Annotated in this window: 20 protein-coding genes; 14 read left to right on the top strand and 6 right to left on the bottom strand. The window is 43.2% G+C overall.

The features are described from left to right. On the bottom strand, window positions 1–493 hold a 493-nt coding region (locus tag HRT75_RS04710), incomplete at its 3' end, for a glutamine synthetase beta-grasp domain-containing protein (RefSeq protein ID WP_291183194.1). A 188-nt stretch (window positions 494–681) separates the two neighbouring features. Between HRT75_RS04710 and HRT75_RS04715 the strand changes: the two genes are divergently transcribed. The 12 genes from HRT75_RS04715 to HRT75_RS04770 all read left to right on the top strand — a co-directional run bounded on the left by HRT75_RS04715 (window position 682) and on the right by HRT75_RS04770 (window position 14,542). After that, a complete protein-coding gene (locus HRT75_RS04715; RefSeq protein WP_291183196.1) occupies window positions 682–2,865 on the top strand; it encodes a glutamine synthetase III in 2,184 nt (727 codons plus the stop codon). A 501-nt stretch (window positions 2,866–3,366) separates the two neighbouring features. Beyond that, entirely contained in the window at window positions 3,367–4,491 is a 1,125-nt protein-coding gene (locus HRT75_RS04720; RefSeq protein ID WP_291183198.1) for a hypothetical protein, read from the top strand. A 115-nt stretch (window positions 4,492–4,606) separates the two neighbouring features. Beyond that, window positions 4,607–5,863, top strand: a complete 1,257-nt coding sequence (locus HRT75_RS04725) for a hypothetical protein (RefSeq protein ID WP_291183200.1) — start codon at window positions 4,607–4,609, stop codon at window positions 5,861–5,863. Between the two features lie 112 nt (window positions 5,864–5,975). Beyond that, entirely contained in the window at window positions 5,976–6,470 is a 495-nt protein-coding gene (locus HRT75_RS04730) for a hypothetical protein (RefSeq protein WP_291183201.1), read from the top strand. A 3-nt stretch (window positions 6,471–6,473) separates the two neighbouring features. Next, complete coding sequence (locus tag HRT75_RS04735; protein ID WP_291183203.1) at window positions 6,474–7,253, top strand: CsgE family curli-type amyloid fiber assembly protein; 780 nt, start codon at window positions 6,474–6,476, stop codon at window positions 7,251–7,253. Between the two features lie 9 nt (window positions 7,254–7,262). Continuing rightward, on the top strand, window positions 7,263–7,655 hold the full coding sequence (locus tag HRT75_RS04740) for a curli production assembly/transport component CsgF (protein WP_291183205.1): 393 nt from the start codon (window positions 7,263–7,265) through the stop codon (window positions 7,653–7,655). 11 nt (window positions 7,656–7,666) lie between these two features. Then, window positions 7,667–9,085 carry a CsgG/HfaB family protein gene (locus HRT75_RS04745; RefSeq protein WP_291183207.1) on the top strand — a complete coding sequence of 473 codons (1,419 nt, stop codon included), beginning with the start codon at window positions 7,667–7,669 and terminating at the stop codon, window positions 9,083–9,085. 10 nt (window positions 9,086–9,095) lie between these two features. After that, a complete protein-coding gene (locus HRT75_RS04750; protein ID WP_291183209.1) occupies window positions 9,096–10,604 on the top strand; it encodes a carboxypeptidase-like regulatory domain-containing protein in 1,509 nt (502 codons plus the stop codon). Between the two features lie 65 nt (window positions 10,605–10,669). Continuing rightward, window positions 10,670–11,851 carry an AIR synthase related protein gene (locus tag HRT75_RS04755; protein ID WP_291183211.1) on the top strand — a complete coding sequence of 394 codons (1,182 nt, stop codon included), beginning with the start codon at window positions 10,670–10,672 and terminating at the stop codon, window positions 11,849–11,851. Between the two features lie 32 nt (window positions 11,852–11,883). Beyond that, window positions 11,884–12,960 carry a peptide chain release factor 1 gene (gene prfA, locus HRT75_RS04760; protein ID WP_291183213.1) on the top strand — a complete coding sequence of 359 codons (1,077 nt, stop codon included), beginning with the start codon at window positions 11,884–11,886 and terminating at the stop codon, window positions 12,958–12,960. Then, complete coding sequence (gene pyrF, locus HRT75_RS04765; protein WP_291183215.1) at window positions 12,961–13,779, top strand: orotidine-5'-phosphate decarboxylase; 819 nt, start codon at window positions 12,961–12,963, stop codon at window positions 13,777–13,779. Beyond that, entirely contained in the window at window positions 13,769–14,542 is a 774-nt protein-coding gene (locus HRT75_RS04770) for an ABC transporter substrate-binding protein (RefSeq protein WP_291183217.1), read from the top strand. Before pyrF ends, HRT75_RS04770 begins: the two co-directional genes overlap by 11 nt. Here HRT75_RS04770 and HRT75_RS04775 read toward each other — a convergent pair. Together HRT75_RS04775 and HRT75_RS04780 are read right to left on the bottom strand one after the other, a co-directional pair. After that, complete coding sequence (locus tag HRT75_RS04775) at window positions 14,526–14,714, bottom strand: hypothetical protein (RefSeq protein WP_291183218.1); 189 nt, start codon at window positions 14,712–14,714, stop codon at window positions 14,526–14,528. The two genes, HRT75_RS04770 and HRT75_RS04775, sit on opposite strands and share 17 nt — an antisense overlap. Window positions 14,715–14,841: 127 nt before the next feature. After that, entirely contained in the window at window positions 14,842–15,546 is a 705-nt protein-coding gene (locus HRT75_RS04780) for a DUF4197 domain-containing protein (RefSeq protein WP_291183220.1), read from the bottom strand. Window positions 15,547–15,673: 127 nt separating this feature from the next. On the opposite strand from HRT75_RS04780, the gene HRT75_RS04785 reads away from it, so the two are divergent. After that, window positions 15,674–19,123: a methylmalonyl-CoA mutase family protein gene (locus HRT75_RS04785; protein WP_291183223.1), complete on the top strand. Its 3,450-nt coding sequence runs from the start codon at window positions 15,674–15,676 to the stop codon at window positions 19,121–19,123. Window positions 19,124–19,130: 7 nt separating this feature from the next. On the opposite strand, the gene HRT75_RS04790 is transcribed toward HRT75_RS04785, so the two are convergent. Then, window positions 19,131–19,514: a hypothetical protein gene (locus HRT75_RS04790; protein WP_291183225.1), complete on the bottom strand. Its 384-nt coding sequence runs from the start codon at window positions 19,512–19,514 to the stop codon at window positions 19,131–19,133. 130 nt (window positions 19,515–19,644) lie between these two features. On the opposite strand from HRT75_RS04790, the gene HRT75_RS04795 reads away from it, so the two are divergent. Continuing rightward, complete coding sequence (locus HRT75_RS04795) at window positions 19,645–20,088, top strand: Lrp/AsnC family transcriptional regulator (RefSeq protein ID WP_291183227.1); 444 nt, start codon at window positions 19,645–19,647, stop codon at window positions 20,086–20,088. Here the strand turns inward: HRT75_RS04795 and HRT75_RS04800 are convergent. Both HRT75_RS04800 and HRT75_RS04805 read right to left on the bottom strand, forming a co-directional pair. Next, window positions 20,085–20,819 (bottom strand): DJ-1/PfpI family protein, encoded by a 735-nt coding sequence (locus tag HRT75_RS04800; protein WP_291183229.1) that lies wholly within the window; start codon window positions 20,817–20,819, stop codon window positions 20,085–20,087. The genes HRT75_RS04795 and HRT75_RS04800 overlap by 4 nt on opposite strands. Next, window positions 20,816–22,063: an MFS transporter gene (locus tag HRT75_RS04805; protein WP_291183231.1), complete on the bottom strand. Its 1,248-nt coding sequence runs from the start codon at window positions 22,061–22,063 to the stop codon at window positions 20,816–20,818. Before HRT75_RS04805 ends, HRT75_RS04800 begins: the two co-directional genes overlap by 4 nt. Between the last annotated feature and the right edge of the window lie 94 nt (window positions 22,064–22,157).

Below are 22,157 nucleotides of genomic sequence, written 5' to 3' on the forward strand. Positions count from 1 at the left end.
AGTTCAATCCGGCATCGATACACAAGTTTGCGTGCTCTTCAACAAAGTCACGACCGTGAGTGTTCTTACCTCCAACAGAACAGTAGTACATTCCTTGAGGTCCAGGATATCCACCAATTGGGAACCCTAGAGGAAGTTGTGTGTGCTTGTCCATAATGAAGTACTCCTGCTCAAATCCAAACCAGAAGTCGTTGTCGTCATCATCAATAGTAGCGCGTGCGTTAGACTCGTGTGGAGTTCCATCCGCATTCAATACCTCTGTCATAACCAGGTACCCGTCTCTACGCGCAGGATCTGGATAAATTGCTACGGGTTTCAACAAACAGTCAGATGAGTTACCTTCCGCTTGCTTGGTAGAAGAGCCGTCAAAAGACCAAATTGGACAATCTTCCAGGTTTCCACTGAAATCGTCTACTACTTTAGTCTTGCTTCGCATGTTTTGGGTGGGGTAGTATCCGTCCAACCAAATGTACTCTAGTTTAGATTTACTCATAATATATAGCTTCAATATTAAATGAACGATGCAAAAGTAATACTCTTTAATGAACCGCTAAAGAAATAGGGGGTAAGTTTTCAACAAAATTGATTATTTTGTTGATACCCCCTCAATTTTAGGGGGTCATTTTATTTTAATCGTAGTTTTGACTGCTTTAAATTGTATTTTTGTCAAAAATCAGACCCATGGCACAGATCAGATTCAATGCTTTGCAAACCGCACTTCAGCGCAGTACTATTAAGGTAGAAGAAACAGAACGACGCTCCGAACTCTTTGCCAAACATGTATTTAATGATGCAGCCATGCGTCAATATCTAACATCAGACGCTTATCAGACCATTCAAGCGGCTATAGAAAAGGGAGATAAGATCGATCGGCAAACGGCGGGTCATATTGCCGCTGGGATGAAGGAGTGGGCCATATCCAAAGGGGCAACTCATTATACACATTGGTTCCAGCCCTTAACGGGATCCACTGCAGAGAAACACGATGCCTTTTTTGAAACCCAAGCTGATGGAACCGTTATCGAAAAGCTCGGGGCCAGCCAATTGGTGCAACAAGAACCAGATGCCAGTAGTTTCCCACATGGAGGGATAAGGAACACCTTTGAGGCCAGAGGCTATACTGCCTGGGATCCAACCTCCCCAGCGTTTGTATATGGAACTACCCTCTGCGTCCCCACGGTCTTTGTATCCTATACCGGAGAAGCTTTAGATTACAAAACACCTTTACTTAGAGCGCTCCAAGCGGTTGATGCCGCGGCAACCTCAGTAGCTCGTTATTTTGATAAGAACGTCAGTAAGGTCAATGCTACTTTGGGATGGGAACAAGAATACTTTTTGATCGATGCTGCCTTGGCGGCATCAAGACCAGATATTATGTTGGCGGGCCGTACCTTATTAGGTCATGCATCTGCCAAGGGGCAGCAATTGGACGACCATTATTTTGGCTCGATCCCATCACGAGCCTTGAACTTTATGCGCGAATTGGAACATGAATGCATGCTTTTGGGTGTTCCGGTAAAAACGCGTCACAATGAGGTGGCGCCCAATCAATTTGAGTTGGCCCCCATATTTGAAGAAGCCAATTTGGCGGTAGATCACAACTCCTTATTAATGGACGTTATGGATAAGGTGGCTAAGCGTCATCATTTTAAGGTCTTGTTCCATGAAAAACCTTTTGCAGGAATTAACGGTTCAGGAAAACACAATAACTGGTCGCTGCAAACCAACACTGGTGTGAATCTACTGAGTCCTGGAAGCACGCCGATGAAGAACCTTCAGTTCCTTACCTTCTTTATTAATACCATTAAGGCTGTCAATACTCATGAAGCGCTTTTGCGCGCTTCAATAGCCAGTGCAGGAAATGATCACAGGCTAGGAGCCAATGAGGCGCCTCCTGCGATAATCTCGGTCTTTATAGGTTCACAACTCACGGCTGTGCTTGACGAACTGGAAAAAGTAACCAGTGGGAAATTGTCTCCGCAGGAAAAAACAGAACTCAAACTCAACGTAGTAGGGAAGATCCCAGAGATCTTATTGGACAATACAGACCGCAACAGAACTTCTCCTTTTGCCTTTACCGGGAATAAATTTGAATTCCGAGCTGTGGGTAGTAGCGCCAACTGCGCGAACTCCATGACCGTACTCAATGCAATTGTTGCCAAACAACTTCAAGACTTTAAGCTTGAGGTCGACGCCCTTATTGATACTAAGGGTATGAAAAAGGACGATGCGATCTTTAATGTTCTGAGAGAATATATAAAGGACGCCAAGCGCATTCGTTTTGAAGGTGATGGTTATGGAGATGCTTGGGAAAAGGAAGCTAAAAAACGCAAACTCTCAAATGCTAAGAATACTCCAGAAGCGCTTAAGGCCAAAATAAGTGATTCGACTGTATCGCTTTTTGAGTCTTTAGGGATATTGAGTAAGACAGAAGTTGAAGCGCGTTATGAGATCGAAATGGAGGAGTATGCCCTACGCATTCAGATCGAAGCGAGAGTGCTTGGAGATATTGCCCGAAACCATGTTGTTCCTACAGCCATCAGGTATCAGAATGTTTTGCTCGAGAATATTTCAGGTTTAAAAGTTGTGTACGGCAAAACCATAAACAAATATACCGAAGAACCTTTGCGCCTTCTTGAGCAGATATCGGGCTATATTCGGGAGATCAATCAAGAGGTTGCCGCGATGATCGAGGCTCGGAAGCAGGCAAATGTGCTCAATGCAAGTGAAAAGGCTATGGCTTACTGTAAGACTGTACTCCCTCATATTCAGTCAATTAGGAAGAATTGTGACAAATTAGAACTGTTGGTCGATGATCAACTTTGGCCGCTAACCAAGTACAGAGAACTGCTTTTCACGAATTAGATAAGTAGAACTACGTAGTTCTACGTGTTGTACGAAAACGATTTCGTGGTTTTGTAGGAATTAACAAAAATTTAACATTTTTAAATATTGAAAGATATTGGTTTTTCGCCGAGAAAATTAGGTCAGAGGTCGGCATATTCTCACCCTTGCGTAGGTTTTGTCCTACAATTTAAACCTTCGAGAAAATCAACAGGATTTATCCTCTTTTTCTGACGTGGAATCTTTCCTATATTTAATCCGCTATTAAAAGCAAATTCCCCATGGAGCGCTTGAAAAAACGAGAAGTCATGCGCTACTAACATCAACACATCCCAAATTTAATTCCGGACTGAATGTAAAAAGGTCTTGAGTTAACTTACTGAAAAACAATTAATTAAATCATCGCAAAAAGCGTGCAGGGATACTTATTGTCAAATATTACCAAACACTTTCTCTCACGCACGAGCGATACCTTAATAATGAATACTAATTCCTAATCCTTATACTTTAAATCAAACAATTATGAAAAAAGTAATTTTAAGCGCAGCAGCACTATTGATTGGAACTGTGGGTTTTGCACAGATGAACAATAGTGATGTATTCCAGGACGGTAATGCAAACGCATCTACTGTTACTCAAACTGGATTCATGAACAACTCTGACGTTGACCAAATTGGTGATGCTAACAACTCTCTAGTAGAGCAAAGTGGTACTACCAACGATTCTGACGTTGATCAAATTGGTAACAACAACCAATTCCGTACTACTCAGTCGGGAACTGACAACGACTCTAACACTTACCAAGAAGGTAATGGAAACCAAGGTGGTGGTACTGGACTAATCTGGGGTACTTACCAAACTGGTGAGCGCAACTTAGCCAACACTACTTCATTGGGTGACGGAAACAACGCTGGTACTCGTCAAGACGGTGCAGACAACGTTTCTGACATTTTCCAAGACGGTGTAGGAAACATCGCTAACGGAGGTTTCTGGGGTGTTTACCAAACAGGTGATGAAAACAACGCTGATGTTGACCAAACTGGTAACAACAACGTTATGGACAACCTAAGACAAAACGGTCTTCAGAACCAATTCAAGATCACTCAAAATGGTGACTCTAACACGGCTTCTTCTCTACAAGACGGTGAGCGTAACCTAGGTGGTGGTACTAGCCTTATCTGGGGTATCAACCAGCAAGGAGACATGAACACCGCTACTAACTCGTCTATCGGAAACGACAACAACTCTGGTACTGGACAGTACGGAAACATGAACGTTTCTGCTATCGAGCAAGTTGGTGACATGAACGACGCTAACGGAGGATTCTTCGGAAACTACCAAGTAGGTGACGGAAACAGCGCTTACATCGGACAGTTCGGAGACTTGAACGACGCTCAGAACACTTCTATCGGAAACGACAACATCGCTAACGCTACTCAGACTGGAGACCAAAACGTTTCTACTGCTGACCAAGCTGGTGACTTGAACGAGTCTTACGTTACTCAAGACGGATTCAACAACATGTCTGATGTTGACCAAATTGGTAACTCTAACATGAGCACAGTTTCTCAAAACGGAACTCAGCACATGTCAGTTGTTCTTCAGCAGGGTAACGGAAACATGAGCTCTGTAACTCAAAACGACTAATTATTATTAATTGATCTTAGGTTTGATCTGCTACCTGCACCAGGCAGGTAGTAGTTCAAATCAGATCGTAATTATGGTCTAAGCAGGAAACTGCTATTTCCCACATTTTATATTTATGAAAAAAGTAATTTTAAGTGCATTTGCCTTGTTGTTCGCAGCGACGTCTTTCGCCCAAATGAACAACAGTACCGTAACGCAAACTGGTAATATGAATGGTTCTACTGTGAACCAAACTGGTTATATGAACGGTTCTACTGTTGATCAAGTTGGTGATGAAAACACATCTGATGTGGATCAAACCGGAGCGCTAAACGCAAATGATACAGATCAACTAGGTAACAACAACGTATCTGATGTTGATCAAATTGGAAATGGTAACTCTGCCAATACGTATCAAGGTTTTGACGCAGGTGCATCTATCAACGATGATAACTATTCTAAGATTTATCAAGAAGGAGACGACAACGAAGCAAATGTGAACCAATTTGGTGATGCTGATGGTGACGGATCTGATGGTAACTACGGATGGATCAGACAAGAAGGAAACGGTAACACTTCTAATGTCACTCAAGAAGGAGATGGCAATATTGGTGAAAACCGTCAAATCGGAGACGATAACGAGTCCGATATCCTTCAACAAGGTGATGACAACTACGCTGGAAGCGATCAGCAAGGTAATGACAACGACAACGACCAAGATCAACTTGGAAACGATAACGTTGCTGAGAGCCAACAGTTTGGTAATGACAACACCAATGATATGAACCAAACAGGTAATGATAACTACGCTGGAGCTGGTCAGTATGGAGACAACAACCTTAGCGTTACTACACAAACCGGTAACGATAACCTTGGTTTCAATATTCAGGACGGAAACTTCAACGGTAGTTTTCAAGCCCAAACAGGTAACGATAACTGGTCTGAAGTATACCAAACTGGAAACGCTAACGGTTCTTTAGTTAACCAAAATGGAAACGACAACTACTCATATGTTGTACAACTTGGAGACAATAACACTTCTGGAGTTGCCCAAATCGGTGACGAGAACGAGTCTGACGTTTACCAAGAAGGATTGCTAAACAACAGCAGTGTTCTTCAAAGTGGATTCAGCAATGACAGTTTCGTAACCCAAGTGGGAATCGGAAACTTCAGTGATGTGAAGCAATTTGGAGACGAGAACTTCAGCGATGTTGATCAATTTGGAGATGGAAACATTTCTGGAGTGATCCAAACTGGAGACATGAACCAAAGTGTTGTTAGCCAAACTGGTGACTTCAATACAAGTACTGTTACTCAAAACGGGTTTGGACACATGAGTGTTGTAACTCAAGTTGGTAATGGAAACTCGTCTATCGTTACTCAAAACGACTAATTAGAAGTTTGAAATCCTTTTAAGGGTTTCTCCTATATATTATAATTGGGCGTGTTTTTTAACAGAACACGCCCATTATAACGTTAATTAATTATGTAAATTAACGCTGATTATGAAAAAAGAAATTCGAATCCTATTGTTTATGCTTGTTTTCTCTATTGGAGGTATGCAGGCTCAAACTTATGCTGATGAGACCAATACTGCGCAAGAGCAGGAGGTTTTGTCACAGACTCTGCAGCAAAACACCGAGGTAGCTATTGCAGCTCAATCAAGCAATACAGTTTTTATCGATCAAATTGGAGAGAACAATAATGTTCGAATAGATAACTCAGCGCTGCAAAGTAATTTTGCAATCACTCAAATTGGACAGGATAATATTGTCAATCTTCAATTGCGTGCGGACTTGATCAATCAACAAGTTGTACAACGTGGGACAAATCATCTAGTTAACGACTTTAGCCTAAACAGTCGTGTGCATAATTTGACCATCGTACAAGAAGGAGAAAGTCAAAACTTTGTCTTTCACGGAGGTAATAGTATTACTGAAGACATGAAGGTTTCTATGCAAGGTCAAAACCAATCCATCATCGTTCGAAGTTTTAATTAAACCATGAACTACTCAGGACAAAGACGATACTACTTATCGGTCGTCCTGATGTTATTCTCAGGGCTGACACTAGCCCAGATCTACAATAAAGAAATTGCGGCCAAGCTCGACGTTTCATTCAACGACGAGTTTATCAATATCGTTGCTTCCGGAGAGAACAAAACGGCTATTGATCAATCCTTGCGTTATGTGATGTCTGGGTTCGTTCAAATGGATGACGGCAGCTCTGTCAAAGAAGACAAGGAAGAGCGCTTTGTTTTGTCCGCTGGTGAAAAACGCAATTTGAACAGCATTACCTTACCCAGAAGGGATGAACGGAGAAAGATCATCCTACTTTTGATCTATGACGAGAACGACAAGATAGTAGGGAAGGATCGAGTGGTTTTCTTTGGAGACGATCAAAATGATCCTGACCTTTTCAAATTCGAGACTGAAGAAGTCAAGAACGAACAAGAACTCAATGACGAACCAGACGGTATTGTTCTTACCGGTCTTGTGATTGAGAATACCAAGACCAGACCCGCTCGCGACTTTTATCGCGAATATTACGCGAACTACTTGAGAAAGAATGTAAATTCAGAGTTCATCATAACCATCGAGGAACTCCTGGCTTTAGGAACAAATACTAAGGTAGAGGTCAAGGTTGGAGAGACGCTTGTTTGGCAGTTTTTTGTAAACCCTAGAAGCGACTACATCAAAGAAATGGCAGACATTGCACTTAGTCGGACAATTAGGTACTTACAACAGCAAAAACGGGATCAAAATAACATAAAAAAATATTAGCTTTAACCCATGAGGATTTTACTAACGCTTTTACTCTTTGGGATCGCTCAATCTGTCTTTGGACAAGAGTTGGTTTATCGAGCTGTAAACCCTGCATTTGGCGGGGATACCTTCAACTACAACTGGTTGCTGAACTCAGCAAACGCGCAAAACGGTTTCAACGACCGGTCGCTTCGTGAAGACCTATCCACGCTTGATGACTTTGCAGAAAGCATTAACCGACAGGTGTTGGGCCAATTAACACGAAGTTTATTCACCGCTCAATTAGGAGATGGTCTCGAAGCAGGTACCTACAGTTTTGGTACCCTAGCTCTTGAGATTTTCGATTCTGCGGAAGGCCTTGTAGTGAATATTCTCGACACTTCCACGGGTGAGCAAACCCAAATAGTCATACCTAACTAGATAAATAAGTAATGAAAACGTTACTGTCCAGGATATCCCTGTTGTCTCTTGCTGTCCTATTAAACAGCTGTGGGGCACTTTTTAATCAACCGGTGGATGTGCAATCTGCCCGATTGGGAGAAATATCCGACCAAACAACTGTTTTGACCAAATTACCGCTACCCAATGAGCCGATCGTTGTGGGGGTTTATAATTTTAAGGATCAAACAGGTCAATATAAAGCCGTAGAGAATGGTAGTACATTTAGTACCGCGGTGACTCAAGGTGCAACTACCATCCTTATAAAAGCTCTGGAAGATTCACAATGGTTCAATCCAATTGAACGCGAGAATCTGAGCAACCTGCTCAATGAACGTAATATCATTCGCTCTACGCGGGATGATTACAGAAAGGCCAATCCTGACGCGAATATCCCTCGACTAAAACCCTTGCTGTTTGCAGGAATTCTTTTAGAAGGTGGCGTTATCTCCTACGATACAAATATTTTAACGGGAGGTGCGGGAGCACGTTATTTCGGAGCCGGAGGTTCAACCCGTTACCGTCAAGACCGTATCACGGTTTATCTACGTGCCGTTTCTACTAGCAATGGTGCTATTTTAAAAACGGTTTATGTCTCAAAAACTATTTTATCTCAAGCCATAGATGTAAGCTTGTTCCGTTATGTGAATTTTCAGCGTCTCTTAGAGGTTGAAACAGGATTCACCAAAAATGAACCTACACAACTCGCCGTTTCTGAAGCCATTGAAAAAGCTGTTGAAGCTTTGATTATTGAAGGTATTATGGACGGTCTTTGGCAGTCTAAAGACGGTCAAGAGATCGATCAAGCGCTCATCGATAATTATTTATTGGAAAAAGAGCTTGAGGCTTCCACGGGTCTATACGAACGCGAGCTTGCCGCACGTAGTGAGAAGAAGCACGTTTTCAATGTGAATGTAGGAGGTAATTTGATCAACGGTGATTTCTCTTCGAGCGACGTTGATGCCAACGCAAGTTTAGGTTATCAGTACAAACTCTCAGATGCCTTTAGAGTTGGCGTGGAAGGGAGTATTCTCAGATTAAATTCGAACAAAGCAATTTCCAGAAGGTATTGGTTTTTGGCAGGAGATGCCAATCTACAATACAGGTTATTGCCTCGTGATAAGTTTTCGCCTATTTTCTATGGAGGGGGAGGCTATATCAGTTTTGTAGACAATACGAGATCCAAGTTCTTAGAAGCCTGGGAGGGCTTCTTTAAAGTCCAGGGTGGAGCAGGCTTTGAGTATACTTTGAATCCTAACTTCTCGTTAATGGCAAGAGCTGGATATCATGTGACCTTTACGGACAAGTTAGACGATGAGATATTCGGATCTAGAAACGATCACTACCTCACTTTTGGAATTGGACTAAACTATCATTTTGGCGGAGGAAAAGCTCCGGAACCTACAAACTAAACAAGGACCCATGAAATTCAAGACTATATTTCGATACCTAACAATCGCTACCCTTGCTATTCTAATGGGTTGTAGTGAAGATAAAATTGAAGATGGAGCCACTGGTACATTGACTGGATTAGTGGTTTCTAGTGGAGATAATGAGCCCTTGGCTAATGTAAAGATCTCTACCCAACCTGTAACCAGTACGGTGTTTACTTCTGAGGCAGGGCTTTTTGTAATTGAAAGTGTGCAGGTTGGAGACTATGCCGTCCAAGCAGAGCTTGACGGATTTGTCGTTGACTTTGAGGCTGCTGTAGTTCAGACCAATCGCGAATCAAACGTGATCTTTGAGCTCAATAGAGAAGTTGTTGCTAATTCTTCTCCATTTACTCCCGTTCCTATTGCTCCCGCTAATAACGCAACAGATCTACCTTTAAGTATAGACTTTATTTGGTCTGGTGGTGATCCGGATGAGGACGATAATGTAACCTATACCATCAGCCTGCAAAATGATCAGAACGATGAAGTATTAGAGTTTCAAACAGTTACCGACACAACTTTGACCGTGAATAGCGGCTTGCTTAATTCTGCACAATATTTTTGGCAGATCAGCGCTGATGATGGCGTAAATCCACCAGTCTTAAGTACTATTAGTAGTTTTGAAACTTCTGCTATTCCTCAAGCAGATTACCTCTTTGTTCGTAAAATTGGAGATAATAATGTGATCTTCGGAGCCGATTTAGAAGGTAATTTGATTCAGTTGACCTCTGAGGCAAACAACAGCTGGCGTCCCAGAAAGAACAGTGCAATTGGTAAAATTGCCTATCTGCAAAGTGTCGGAGCGCAAACGCATTTATTCCTGATGAACGAGGATGGTTCGGACAAACGCCGATTGACCTTCCCAGTACCTGTAAGTGGCTTTGACCTTAACGAGATTGATTATACTTGGGAGCCCAATGGTGCGAGTATTTTGTACCCAACGCTAAGTGGTGTGCGCCGCGTAAGCAGTTCAGCTACCGCTGGTGTTACTACGTCATTCTATGAGCCTGCAGCAGGCATGTTGGTAACAGAAATAGCCTGGAGTCAGTTTAATGATGTTATAGCCTTAAAGCTAAATGATATTGACGGTTACAATGTGTCTATTATTACGGTGGATACAGATGGAAATCTTTTGGACACCATTTTTGATGGTCAACCTGGTGCTGCTGGGGGATTAGATCTTAACATCGATGGATCCAAAGTGTTGTATTGGTACGATACCTCAGGCTTAGAGCTACCTTCTTATTTACCTCAGGATGCTCGAATCTTTATATATGATATTCCTACGGCTACGGCCTCTCAAATCGATAATTTTGTTACCGTAGGGCGTATTAATATCGATCCGAAATTTGGTCCGAATGAAAGCAATATCTACTACACGGATAAGGCTAGAGCTTCGACAGCTATACCAAATATCTTTGTACATGATCTCGGAGAACCGACTCCTAATGAGACACTTTTGGAATCGAACGCCTCTATGATTGATTTTGAGGAGTAAGCCCTGCGAATTGCTTTAGTAATTATAGCAATTGTGGTATTTTTGCCCTTTAAGTCAACAACACTATGAGTAAGGAGGTTTCCAAACGTTATGCGGGGCGCGGTGTATCTGCGGCCAAAGAGGACGTTCACAATGCCATCAAGAATATTGACAAGGGCTTGTTTCCCAGGGCTTTCTGTAAAATTGTTCCCGATTACTTGACCGGGAGTGATGACCATTGTTTGGTCATGCACGCAGACGGAGCTGGAACCAAATCTTCCTTAGCTTATATGTATTGGAAGGAGACGGGTGACCTTTCTGTTTGGAAGGGCATTGCTCAAGATGCTTTGGTGATGAATCTCGATGATTTATTATGTGTGGGAGCGACTTCAGGAATTACTTTGAGTTCTACTATCGGGCGCAATAAAAACCGGATCCCGGGAGAGGTGATCGCTGCCATAATCAACGGAACTGAAGAATTAGTGAAAGAAATGGCCGACTTTGGAGTAGATATTTATCCCACAGGAGGAGAAACTGCCGATGTCGGGGATCTGGTACGAACCATAATTGTTGATTCTACAGTAACTGCGCGTATGCGCCGTGATGAAGTGATTGACAACGGCAATATCCAAGCGGGTGATGTGATCGTAGGTCTGGCTTCTTACGGTCAAGCAAACTACGAAACCGAATATAATGGGGGTATGGGCAGTAATGGCCTCACCTCTGCTAGGCATGATGTGTTTGGCAAACAACTCAGCAGCAAGTATCCGGAGAGCTTTGATCCAGCAGTGCCAGAAGATTTGGTGTACAGCGGTTCCAAGAATCTTACCGATGAGGTTACTGACAGTCCTTTAGATGCAGGAAAGTTGGTGCTGTCTCCAACACGTACCTATGCGCCTATAATCAAAAAGATTCTGGAAGATGTTGATCGCAATCACATTCACGGGATGGTACATTGCAGTGGCGGAGCTCAGACCAAGATCTTGCATTTTGTAGATCAGTTCCATATTGTAAAGGACAATATGTTTGAGGTGCCTCCGCTCTTTAAATTGATTCAGCAAGAAAGCGGAACCGATTGGAAGGAGATGTATCAGGTCTTTAATATGGGACACCGTATGGAATTGTACGTTCCTGAGGCGGTTGCCGATCAGATCATTGCCATTTCGGAATCTTTTGGTGTGGCTGCCAAGCGCGTTGGTCGTGTAGAGGCATCGGCGGAGAAATCACTGACTATTCGCAGTGAATACGGGGAATTCCGCTATCATTAATTGTCGTAAATTTACGACTAAGTTTTGCAATTATGCTTGATAAACTCAATATAGTTAAACAGCGTTTTGACGAGGTAAGCGACCTTATTATTCAGCCAGATATCATTTCTGATCAGAAGCGATATGTCCAGATCAATAAGGAGTACAAGGAGCTTAGCGAACTCATGAAAAAACGCAAGGAATACATAACGCTTTCGGGTAATATTTCTGAAGCCGAAGAGATCATCGCAGACGGATCTGACGACGAGATGGTTGAAATGGCCAAGATGGAACTCGATGAGGCTAAAGAGCGTCTTCCTCAATTAGAAGAGGAAATTCGTTATATGCTGATCCCTAAAGATCCGGAAGATGCGAAGAATGTCGTAGTAGAGATTCGTGCTGGAACTGGTGGTGATGAAGCCAGTATCTTTGCCGGAGATCTTTACCGCATGTACACCAAGTACTGTGAGGGTAAGGGTTGGAGTGTTTCTACGGTAGACTATAATGAAGGTACTTCAGGCGGGTTCAAAGAGATCATTTTTGAGGTAGCTGGAGAAGATGTATACGGTACTATGAAGTTTGAAGCCGGAGTACACCGTGTACAACGCGTGCCTCAAACTGAGACTCAAGGCCGTGTCCATACCAGTGCAGCAACAGTGATGGTATTGCCAGAAGCTGAAGAGTTTGATGTGGAATTGGATATGCAAGATGTACGTATTGAGCGTACCACCTCTACTGGACCTGGAGGTCAATCGGTAAATACGACTTATTCGGCAATTAAACTCCACCACGAACCTACTGGGATCATTGTGAGTTGTCAAGACCAGAAATCACAACACAAGAACTTAGAAAAGGCATTAAAAGTATTGCGATCTCGTCTTTATGAAGCAGAATTGGCTAAGAAGCAAGCTGCAGATTCAGAGAAGCGTAAGAGCATGGTGTCTTCTGGAGACCGCTCGGCAAAGATCCGCACCTATAATTATCCACAAGGCCGTGTGACCGATCACCGAATTGGTCTCACCCTTTACGATCTAGGCAACATCATTGATGGTGACATCCAAAAACTTATTGATGAATTGATGTTGGCCGAGAATACTGAAAAGCTTAAAGAAAACAGCGAACTCTTTTAAATGACCAGCCAACAACTTACCGAGCAAATACGGCTTAAAAAGTCCTTTTTATGTGTAGGACTCGATGTTGATCTCGAAAAAATACCTCCGCACCTTTTAAATGAGGAGGATCCGATTTTTGCCTTCAATAAAGCCATTATTGATGCTACAGCTGATTTGTGTGTAGGTTACAAGCCCAATACTGCTTTTTACGAGGCCTACGGCTTAACGGGTTGGAAAGCGCTTCAAAAGACCATTGATTATTTAAATCAGGAGTATCCAAATCATTTTACCATAGCCGATGCAAAACGCGGTGATATTGGAAATACCTCTACGCGCTATGCAAAGGCATTCTTTGAGTCGATGAATTTTGATTCTGTCACTGTTGCTCCCTATATGGGGCGCGATTCGGTGGAACCATTCTTGCAGTTTCCCGGGAAGTTTGTGATCCTTTTGGCCTTAACTTCAAATGCTGGCGCTTTTGAGTTTCAAACCCTTCAAGTGGGTGGTCAAAATGTGTATGAACAAGTCATTGAGACTTCCTTAAATTGGGAACATGCCGACCGATTGATGTATGTTGTAGGAGCCACTAAAGCAGAGCATCTTGCGGTAATTCGCAAACAGTTGCCAGAGCAATTCTTGTTGATTCCAGGTGTTGGGGCTCAGGGTGGAAGTTTGAAAGAAGTATGCAAATACGGTATGGCTCCAAATGTAGGGTTGTTGGTGAACTCTTCTCGCGGAATCATTTACGCCTCTAAAGGCGAAGACTTTGCAGAAGCAGCTGCGGCAAAAGCGGCTGAACTGCAAGAGCAAATGGCCGTGATTCTAGATGCAATCTAAAGATCAATTAGGGACCACACACAGTTTTAAATCCGTGCCACAGCGGATCGTTTCCTTAGTACCTTCTCAAACAGAACTCTTTGTAGATCTGGGTTTAGCCGGTAAGATCGTTGGTCTTACTAAGTTTTGCGTACATCCTGAGCATCTCCGGAAATCTAAAACTGTTATTGGCGGAACCAAGAACGTCAAGATTGATAAGATAGCGAAGCTGGCTCCAGATGTAATAATCGCCAATAAGGAAGAGAATACCCAAGCAATCGTTGAATCATTGGCTAGGATAGCTCCAGTGTGGGTCAGTGATATTTATACTGTAGACGACAGTTTAGAATTTATCACAGCTATGGGTGCTCTTTTTGAGAAGCAGCAAAAGGCAGATGAACTTGTAAAAACCATAACCCAGCAACGTGCAGCATTTGCTGATTACATAAAGGGAAAACAGCGATTGAAAGTAGCTTATCTGATCTGGAAAGGCCCTTTTATGGTTGCTGGTGAAGCTACTTTTATTGGTGATCTGCTACGTGAGAATGGTTATGAGAATCTATTACAAGATCCAAAAGGTAGATATCCAGAGGTAGACGAGGCCTTATTAGCCCAAGCTGATTTGATCCTATTGAGTTCTGAACCCTATCCTTTTAAAGAAAAAGATCGTGCACAGTTGAGTGACCAGCTCGGTAAGCCGGTAAAATTGGTTGACGGAGAATACTTCAGTTGGTACGGCAGTCGATTGAAAGATGCCTACACTTATTTTAGGCAGATGCGCTAACGTATTCTGAGTTTAACAAGCCTTGAATTTCTTGCAATTTGCGTTCCGCATTTTGCAGTGCTCGCTTGCTTTCTTCTTTGTCAAAGACGGCTGTCGTGTAAGCATAACGCATCCATCGCTGGTAGGAGATCTCCAGACGCCGAAGCTTACTTCTTTTTAAGGTAAATAACATAGGGGAGTGGTTTGGCTCAAAGTTAATTACTAATCTTTAAACTAAGCTTAATATTACCTTAAAGCTTAGTCTTAAAACTGTAAGAAAACCCCCGCTGGATTGTGGTTTTATCCGTAAAACTGATCCTTTAGTCTTGTAACGCAAAAACACGGCGCAATAAATCCGTGGTACGCGCTCCAATTTTGTTGCGGATTTCTTGCTCCTCAACTGCGATCATTGTATACACGCCCTTAAGCGCCTCATTAGTAACATAATCCGTAAGATCTGGGTTTACATCATTGACCAAAGGGATACTGTTGTACTTGTTGATGAGTTGCTCCCAAATGGCATCTGCACCAACGCGACTAAAGGAGTCATTGATCACCGGATTGAACTTATTGTATAGCGCTGTTTGTGTCCGATTCTGCAGATAAGTAGTCGCCGCATTATCGGCTCCTAGAAGTATGTTCTTAGCGTCGGCAAAACTGATGTCCTTCACCGCTGCTACGAAAATAGGAGTGGCTTGTTTAACGGCATCTTCTGCAGCTCTGTTAAGTGCTTTTAAGCCTTCGTCTGCTAAACTGCTTAAACCTATATCACGAAGGGCTTTATCTACTTTACGAAGCTCCTCTGGCAATAAGATCTTAACGAGCTCATTTTTATAGAATCCGTCTTTGGCAGTGAGTTTGCTCACTTGTTTTTCGATCCCCTGATCTAAGGCTTCTCTTAGACCGTTTCCAATTTCTTGCTCCGAGAGTTGAGGCAAACCATTGGGAAGCGAGTTTACAACTTGTTGCAGTTCTCCGCAGCTAAAAGTGATCAAGGTCAATACGAGTAATGAAAAGCGTTTCATGAGTTTTATTTCGGTTTTGAGGGGTGTTTTTCTTAAGTGTATCCTAAAACGATTTCGTTCTGTGGGTGAAAGTACAAAAATCACCCTCAAAATAGTTAACTTTGCCCCAAAATTAGGACAATATACCATGCAGCAAGCCGCTCCATATAAACCCAAGAACAAAGTACGAATCGTAACAGCAGCCTCCCTGTTTGACGGTCACGATGCCGCGATAAACATCATGCGTAGAATCATACAATCCACAGGAGTGGAGGTGATTCACTTAGGACATGATCGCTCCGTAGAAGAGGTGGTCAACACCGCGATCCAAGAAGATGCGAACGCCATTGCAATGACTTCTTATCAAGGCGGGCACAATGAATACTTTAAGTATATGTATGACCTGCTGAAGGAGCGTGGAGCCAGTCACATCAAGATCTTTGGTGGCGGTGGTGGAGTAATCCTCCCTGAGGAGATCAAAGAACTTATGGATTATGGGATCACCAGAATCTATTCTCCAGACGATGGCCGTGAATTGGGCTTGCAAGGAATGATCAATGACCTGGTTCAAAAAGCGGACTTCCCAATTGGGGATTCACTCAATGGCGAGGTCGGTCGTTTGGCGAGCAAAGAAACGGGTGCTATTGCGCGGATCATCTCTGCAGCTGAGAATTTTCCAGAGGTCGCTAAAGAAACTCTGGATACCATCCACAAAAAAAATGAAAAGACAACCACTCCTGTTTTAGGTATTACGGGAACTGGTGGTGCTGGTAAATCGAGTTTGGTTGATGAGCTGGTGCGTAGATTTCTAATTGACTTCCCGGAAAAGACCGTGGGCTTGGTGTCTGTGGATCCATCAAAAAGAAAGACTGGGGGAGCTCTTTTGGGAGATCGCATCCGTATGAACGCCATAAATTCTCCCCGCGTTTATATGCGCTCTTTGGCTACGCGTCAGAGCAATTTGGCTCTTTCTAAGTATGTTAATGAGGCTGTTGAGGTTTTAAAGGCTGCGGAGTTTGACCTGATCATTTTGGAGACCTCCGGAATTGGCCAAAGCGATACCGAGATATTAGAGCATTCCGATATTTCTCTTTATGTGATGACTCCTGAATTTGGGGCAGCTACGCAATTGGAGAAGATCGATATGCTTGACTTTGCAGATCTTGTCGCCATTAATAAATTCGACAAGCGAGGCGCCTTGGATGCCTTGCGCGACGTTAAAAAACAATACATGCGTAACCACAATCTGTGGGATACGCCTCAGGAGCAATTGCCGGTTTACGGAACTATTGCTTCGCAATTCAACGATCCGGGGATGAATACCCTGTATCGCAAAGTCATGGACACCTTGGTGGAGCGTACCGGTGCTGAGCTTGACAGCAGCTATGAGGTGACCGATGCCATGAGTGAAAAGATTTACGTCATCCCACCTGCTCGTACACGCTATTTGTCGGAGATCGCGGAAAACAACCGCGCCTATGATGATCGTGCCACAGCACAGATCGCCACAGCCCAACAGCTCTTTGGTATCTACAAGACCATATGTTCTGTTTTAAATGTGGATTCTGATGCGCGCTTTAAGGATGTATTGTCCAAAGGCGGTCTGAATGAAGAGTTTATAGCGGAAGCAGTTTCAGAAGACAACAAGGTCTTTATGGACTTACTGCAAAAAGAGTTCGATCGTGTCAAGATGAACCTGGATCCGTACAATTGGGAATTGCTTTTACAATGGCCTGATAAGGTGGCGCGCTATAAGGCTCCGATCTACAGCTTTAAAGTACGTGACAAAGAGATCAAAATTGAAACCCACACCAAGTCACTTTCTCATTCAGACATTCCGAAGGTTTCCTTGCCTAAGTACACCGCTTGGGGAGAGATCTTAGAGTACGCTTTGCAAGAAAATGTGCCGGGTGAATTCCCTTATACGGCTGGTCTTTATCCATTCAAACGCACGGGAGAAGATCCAACACGCATGTTTGCGGGTGAAGGTGGGCCAGAACGTACCAACAGACGTTTTCATTACGTTTCGCAAGGTATGCCAGCCAAGCGTTTGTCTACGGCTTTTGATTCGGTGACCTTGTACGGAAATGATCCAGGGCACAGACCCGATATCTACGGAAAGATCGGGAACTCTGGAGTTTCTATCTGCTGTTTGGACGATGCTAAAAAGCTTTACAGCGGCTTTGATCTCAGTGATCCAATGACCTCGGTGAGTATGACTATCAATGGTCCGGCGCCAATGCTTTTGGGCTTCTTCATGAATGCCGCTATTGATCAAAACTGCGAAAAATACGTTAAGGCAGAAGGCCTGGAGGCCGAGATCGATAAAAAGATCAATGCCATCTATAAAGCCAAAGGACAACAGCGTCCTGTTTACCGTGGTGATTTGCCTGAAGGTAATGACGGTTTAGGTTTAATGCTTTTGGGAGTTACCGGAGACGAAGTATTGCCTCAGGAGGTATACGAGCGCATCAAAGCAGAAACCTTAACGCAAGTGCGTGGAACGGTACAAGCCGATATCTTAAAAGAAGATCAGGCACAGAATACTTGTATTTTCTCTACGGAATTCGCTTTGCGTTTAATGGGTGATGTACAAGAGTATTTCATTGATCAACAGGTGCGTAACTTCTATTCAGTATCTATTTCTGGATATCATATTGCAGAGGCAGGAGCTAACCCAATTACGCAGTTGGCCTTGACCTTGGCGAATGGCTTTACCTATGTAGAGTACTATTTGAGCCGTGGGATGGACATCAATAAATTTGGTCCCAACCTTTCGTTTTTCTTTAGCAATGGAATCGATCCGGAATATGCGGTGATCGGACGTGTGGCACGTAGAATTTGGGCCAAGGCACTTAAGCACAAATACGGTGCGAACCCTCGAGCTCAAATGCTGAAGTATCACATTCAAACCTCAGGAAGAAGCTTACACGCACAAGAGATCGATTTTAATGATATCAGAACTACGCTTCAGGCCTTGTATGCGATATACGATAACTGTAATTCATTGCATACCAACGCTTACGATGAAGCCATCACTACGCCTACAGAAGAAAGTGTGCGTCGTGCTATGGCCATTCAGCTTATTATCAATAAGGAATTGGGACTGGCTAAGAATGAAAACCCGATCCAAGGGGCATATATTATCCAGGAGCTGACCGCGCTGGTAGAAGAAGCTGTTTTAGCGGAGTTTGATCGTATCACGGAACGCGGAGGTGTTCTGGGAGCTATGGAAACCATGTATCAGCGTTCAAAGATCCAAGAGGAGAGCCTGTACTATGAAACCCTGAAACACAATGGGGAATTCCCGATCATTGGAGTGAATACCTTCTTGAGTAAAAAGGGATCTCCAACGGTATTGCCTGCGGAGGTAATCCGCGCTACGGAAGAGGAGAAGCAACAACAGATCGAAACTTTGGAATCCCTGCATGAGCGTCATCAGGATATAGCCACAGACCTGATTGCAGAATTGCAACAAGCTGCTGTACAAAACGACAATATCTTCCAGCAACTTATGGAAGTGTGTAAGCGTTGTTCCTTAGGGCAAATTACCCAAGCTTTGTTTGAAGTAGGCGGTCAGTACCGCAGAAATATGTAAGAAATCTTTAAAGGGTAAGCATCCAATTGCGTTGCAACTTCTTGAATTTGCGCAATTCTTTTCTAAGAATTCCTACAAATTCAGCACCGTTGCTGTTGCTACCTTCTAAACGTTCGCAATTTCTGTAAAGACGATTGGTCAATCGGTTTAGGTAATCAGCGTGCTTGTGCTTTTTATCGCGCTCTAGCTGTTGTTCAGCCTTCAAGATCTCTGGTGCTAAACAAACCGATTGTTGGATAATATCTCCTGTGAAATAGATGTGCGGATTCTCCTTCCCGTGAGGATTGAGTTCTGACAAATCCTCAATGAGGTAGTCAGATATCCGTCTCGACAAGGTAAAAATCTCTAGTGCCTTTTGATAAACAGGCGATGAGGGAACCTTTGAATACATAGCAATTGTAATGATAGATTATCAAAACACTCAAAGTTACTTAGATATTAAGGGAGTATTCTATCGAATTTAAAGTTTTTAGATATATTTACTTTATAATCGTAATTTTATAAGTGTAAATACTGAACAAATGAAGATGGATACCCTTAATTGGAAGATACTCAAGTGCTTGCAGGCTAACGCACGTCAGTCTAATGCGGAGATCGGGAGGCAAGTTGGCATTACTTCACCGGCCGTTGCAGAGCGCATTAGAAAGATGGAAGATGCAGGAGTGATCAATGGTTATCACGCCAATCTTTCATCACTAGAAATGGGCTATCAACTCAAGGCAATTATAACCTTGAGAGCCTTTATGGGGAAACTCAAACCCTTCTTAGAAAAGGTAAAGACCTTTAATGAAGTTGTAAACTGTTATCGCATTACAGGTAATGAGAATATCGTGATGGAAGTAGTGCTAAAAAACCAACTTCACTTGGAGAGTTTTATCGATCAGCTGATCATTTACGGAGAGACCAAAACGCAGATCGTCTTGTCTGATGTGATCAAGAATGCGCCAATTCAGCCCTTAAATTAATCCACAATATTTACGTGTGGTACTTGGTCCAGATCCCAGGCGATAACCAAGCCTTGTGCCAGGCGTTTAGCCACTTCTTTTCCGTAGAGTAATTCTGCAGTGAACAAAGCTGCTTCAAAACTCTTAGCGCCTCCAGCAGAAGTAATGTAGCGGTTGTGACGCACAAAAAGCACATCTTCACGTACATCTAATTGTGGAAACATTTCCTTGTACTTGTCAATATCAGAAGGGAAGGTTGTAGAAGCCAAACCATCCAACAAGCCAGCTTTAGCCAATACAAAGGCTCCATCGCAATGCGAGGTCACAAACATGGCTTTGTCTGCCACCTGCTTAACCCATTCCAACATAGCGGTATCTTCCAAATCTGTGTCTAAATGATGCTCTGCACTAGGGATCACCAAAATATCGATCTTAGGGATCTCATCGTTCAAATAGTTGTAATCCGGAATGATACGTACGCCTTCAAACGTAGTGATCGGATCATCCGTATTGGCAACCGTGAAGACATTCATGGCCTTAATGCTGTCTCGATAAATGGTATGTTGAAAAATATCAAATGGCGCGGTAAACTCCGTGTTGTATGTGCCATCCATGATCAAGAATCCTACATTATACCTAAAAGGATTGATTGGAGGAAAGGTCTTGGTGGTCTCCAATTCAACCGTGCCCAAACTTCCTTCTTGGCCTTGTTTGCAGCTGCTTAAACTCAGTAGAGTAACCAATAAGATCATCCATTTTTTGGTTCGTGTTCTTTTGTTGGATTAAAGGGAACAGATTGCTTCCAAATCTTATGCATTCGGTCGCAAATCAAGGCGATCACTAACAGTCCAATTCCGAAGATATTAAAGGTCATCCCAAAACCTAAACGATCGGCCATGTTCATCCCCGTATTGTGCCCGAAAACGTGAGAAAAACTCCAACTCATGGAGTACATGCCCATATAACTGCCCTTGCGGCCTTCTGGAGAGAGCTCCAATGCCAAGGCGTTAGAGAAGGGCGATTCTATCATTTCTCCTATAGTCATCAAGATCATTCCTATAATTAGCAAGCCAAAGTGATGCCCCAGATTTAGGACCAAGAAACTTGCTGCTAAAAAGAGTGTGCCAATAGCTACCAATCTAGTCTTGGAGAGTTTGCTTCTTTCCAACCAACCCACCAGCGGCATTTCTGTCAGTACGATCATGGCTCCGTTGAGGAACAAGATCCACCCAATGATGTCTTCACTGAGGTTGTAGATCTTTTCGTAATAAATCGGTACCAAAGAAAAGTACTGTACAAAGACAATAGCTATGAGCATCATCAGCAAAAAGAAGATCAAAAACGGACGGCTTTTAAGCGGAGGTGCTCCGCGTTTGACCATAGCTTTTCGTTCTGCTTTGGTAGGTGCTTTAACCGCATTTAGACCCAGAATCATCACTCCAGCAGCGATCATACAGCTTACCCCATCTATCCAGAAAATAGCGTTGTACCCAGCAGTAGCAATGATGATTCCGCCAATAAGCGGCCCTATGGAAAAGCCCAAATTGATCGCCAAGCGGATCAAAGCAATGGCACGCGTCACGGTCTGCGGAGTACTGTAGGCCTCTGCAGCGACAAATACCGCAGGGCGATATCCATCCACCAAAAACATAACACCAAAAATCGCTGCACAGACTCCGTAGAAACCGGATGCCCATTGCAAGCTAATAAAGCCCAATCCACCTAAGAACAAACTCAGAACGATCACATTGTAATACCCAATGATGTCTGTAATGCGTCCGCCCACATAGGTCCCTAAAACAGAACCTAAACCGTAGCACGACATGATCCAGCCAACTTGCGCAAAGGTGAAATTCAGCTCTTTCATCAAATAAAGGGAAAGAAACGGAATCACCATGGCACCCGTTCTGTTGATCAGTGTCACCAAAGACAGCATCCAGATCTCTCTGGAGAGTCCTTTAAAGTTTTCGATGTAGTTTCTGTATAGTGTTTTCACTTTGGGTAAAAAAAAACGTCCAGGGTTTAGACTGGACGCTTGTTATAATTGGTTTAATTTTCGCTCATTAATGCACAGCCTCCATAAGGTCGTA

Source organism: Gilvibacter sp., assembly GCF_013214815.1.
GTDB lineage: Bacteria > Bacteroidota > Bacteroidia > Flavobacteriales > Flavobacteriaceae > Gilvibacter.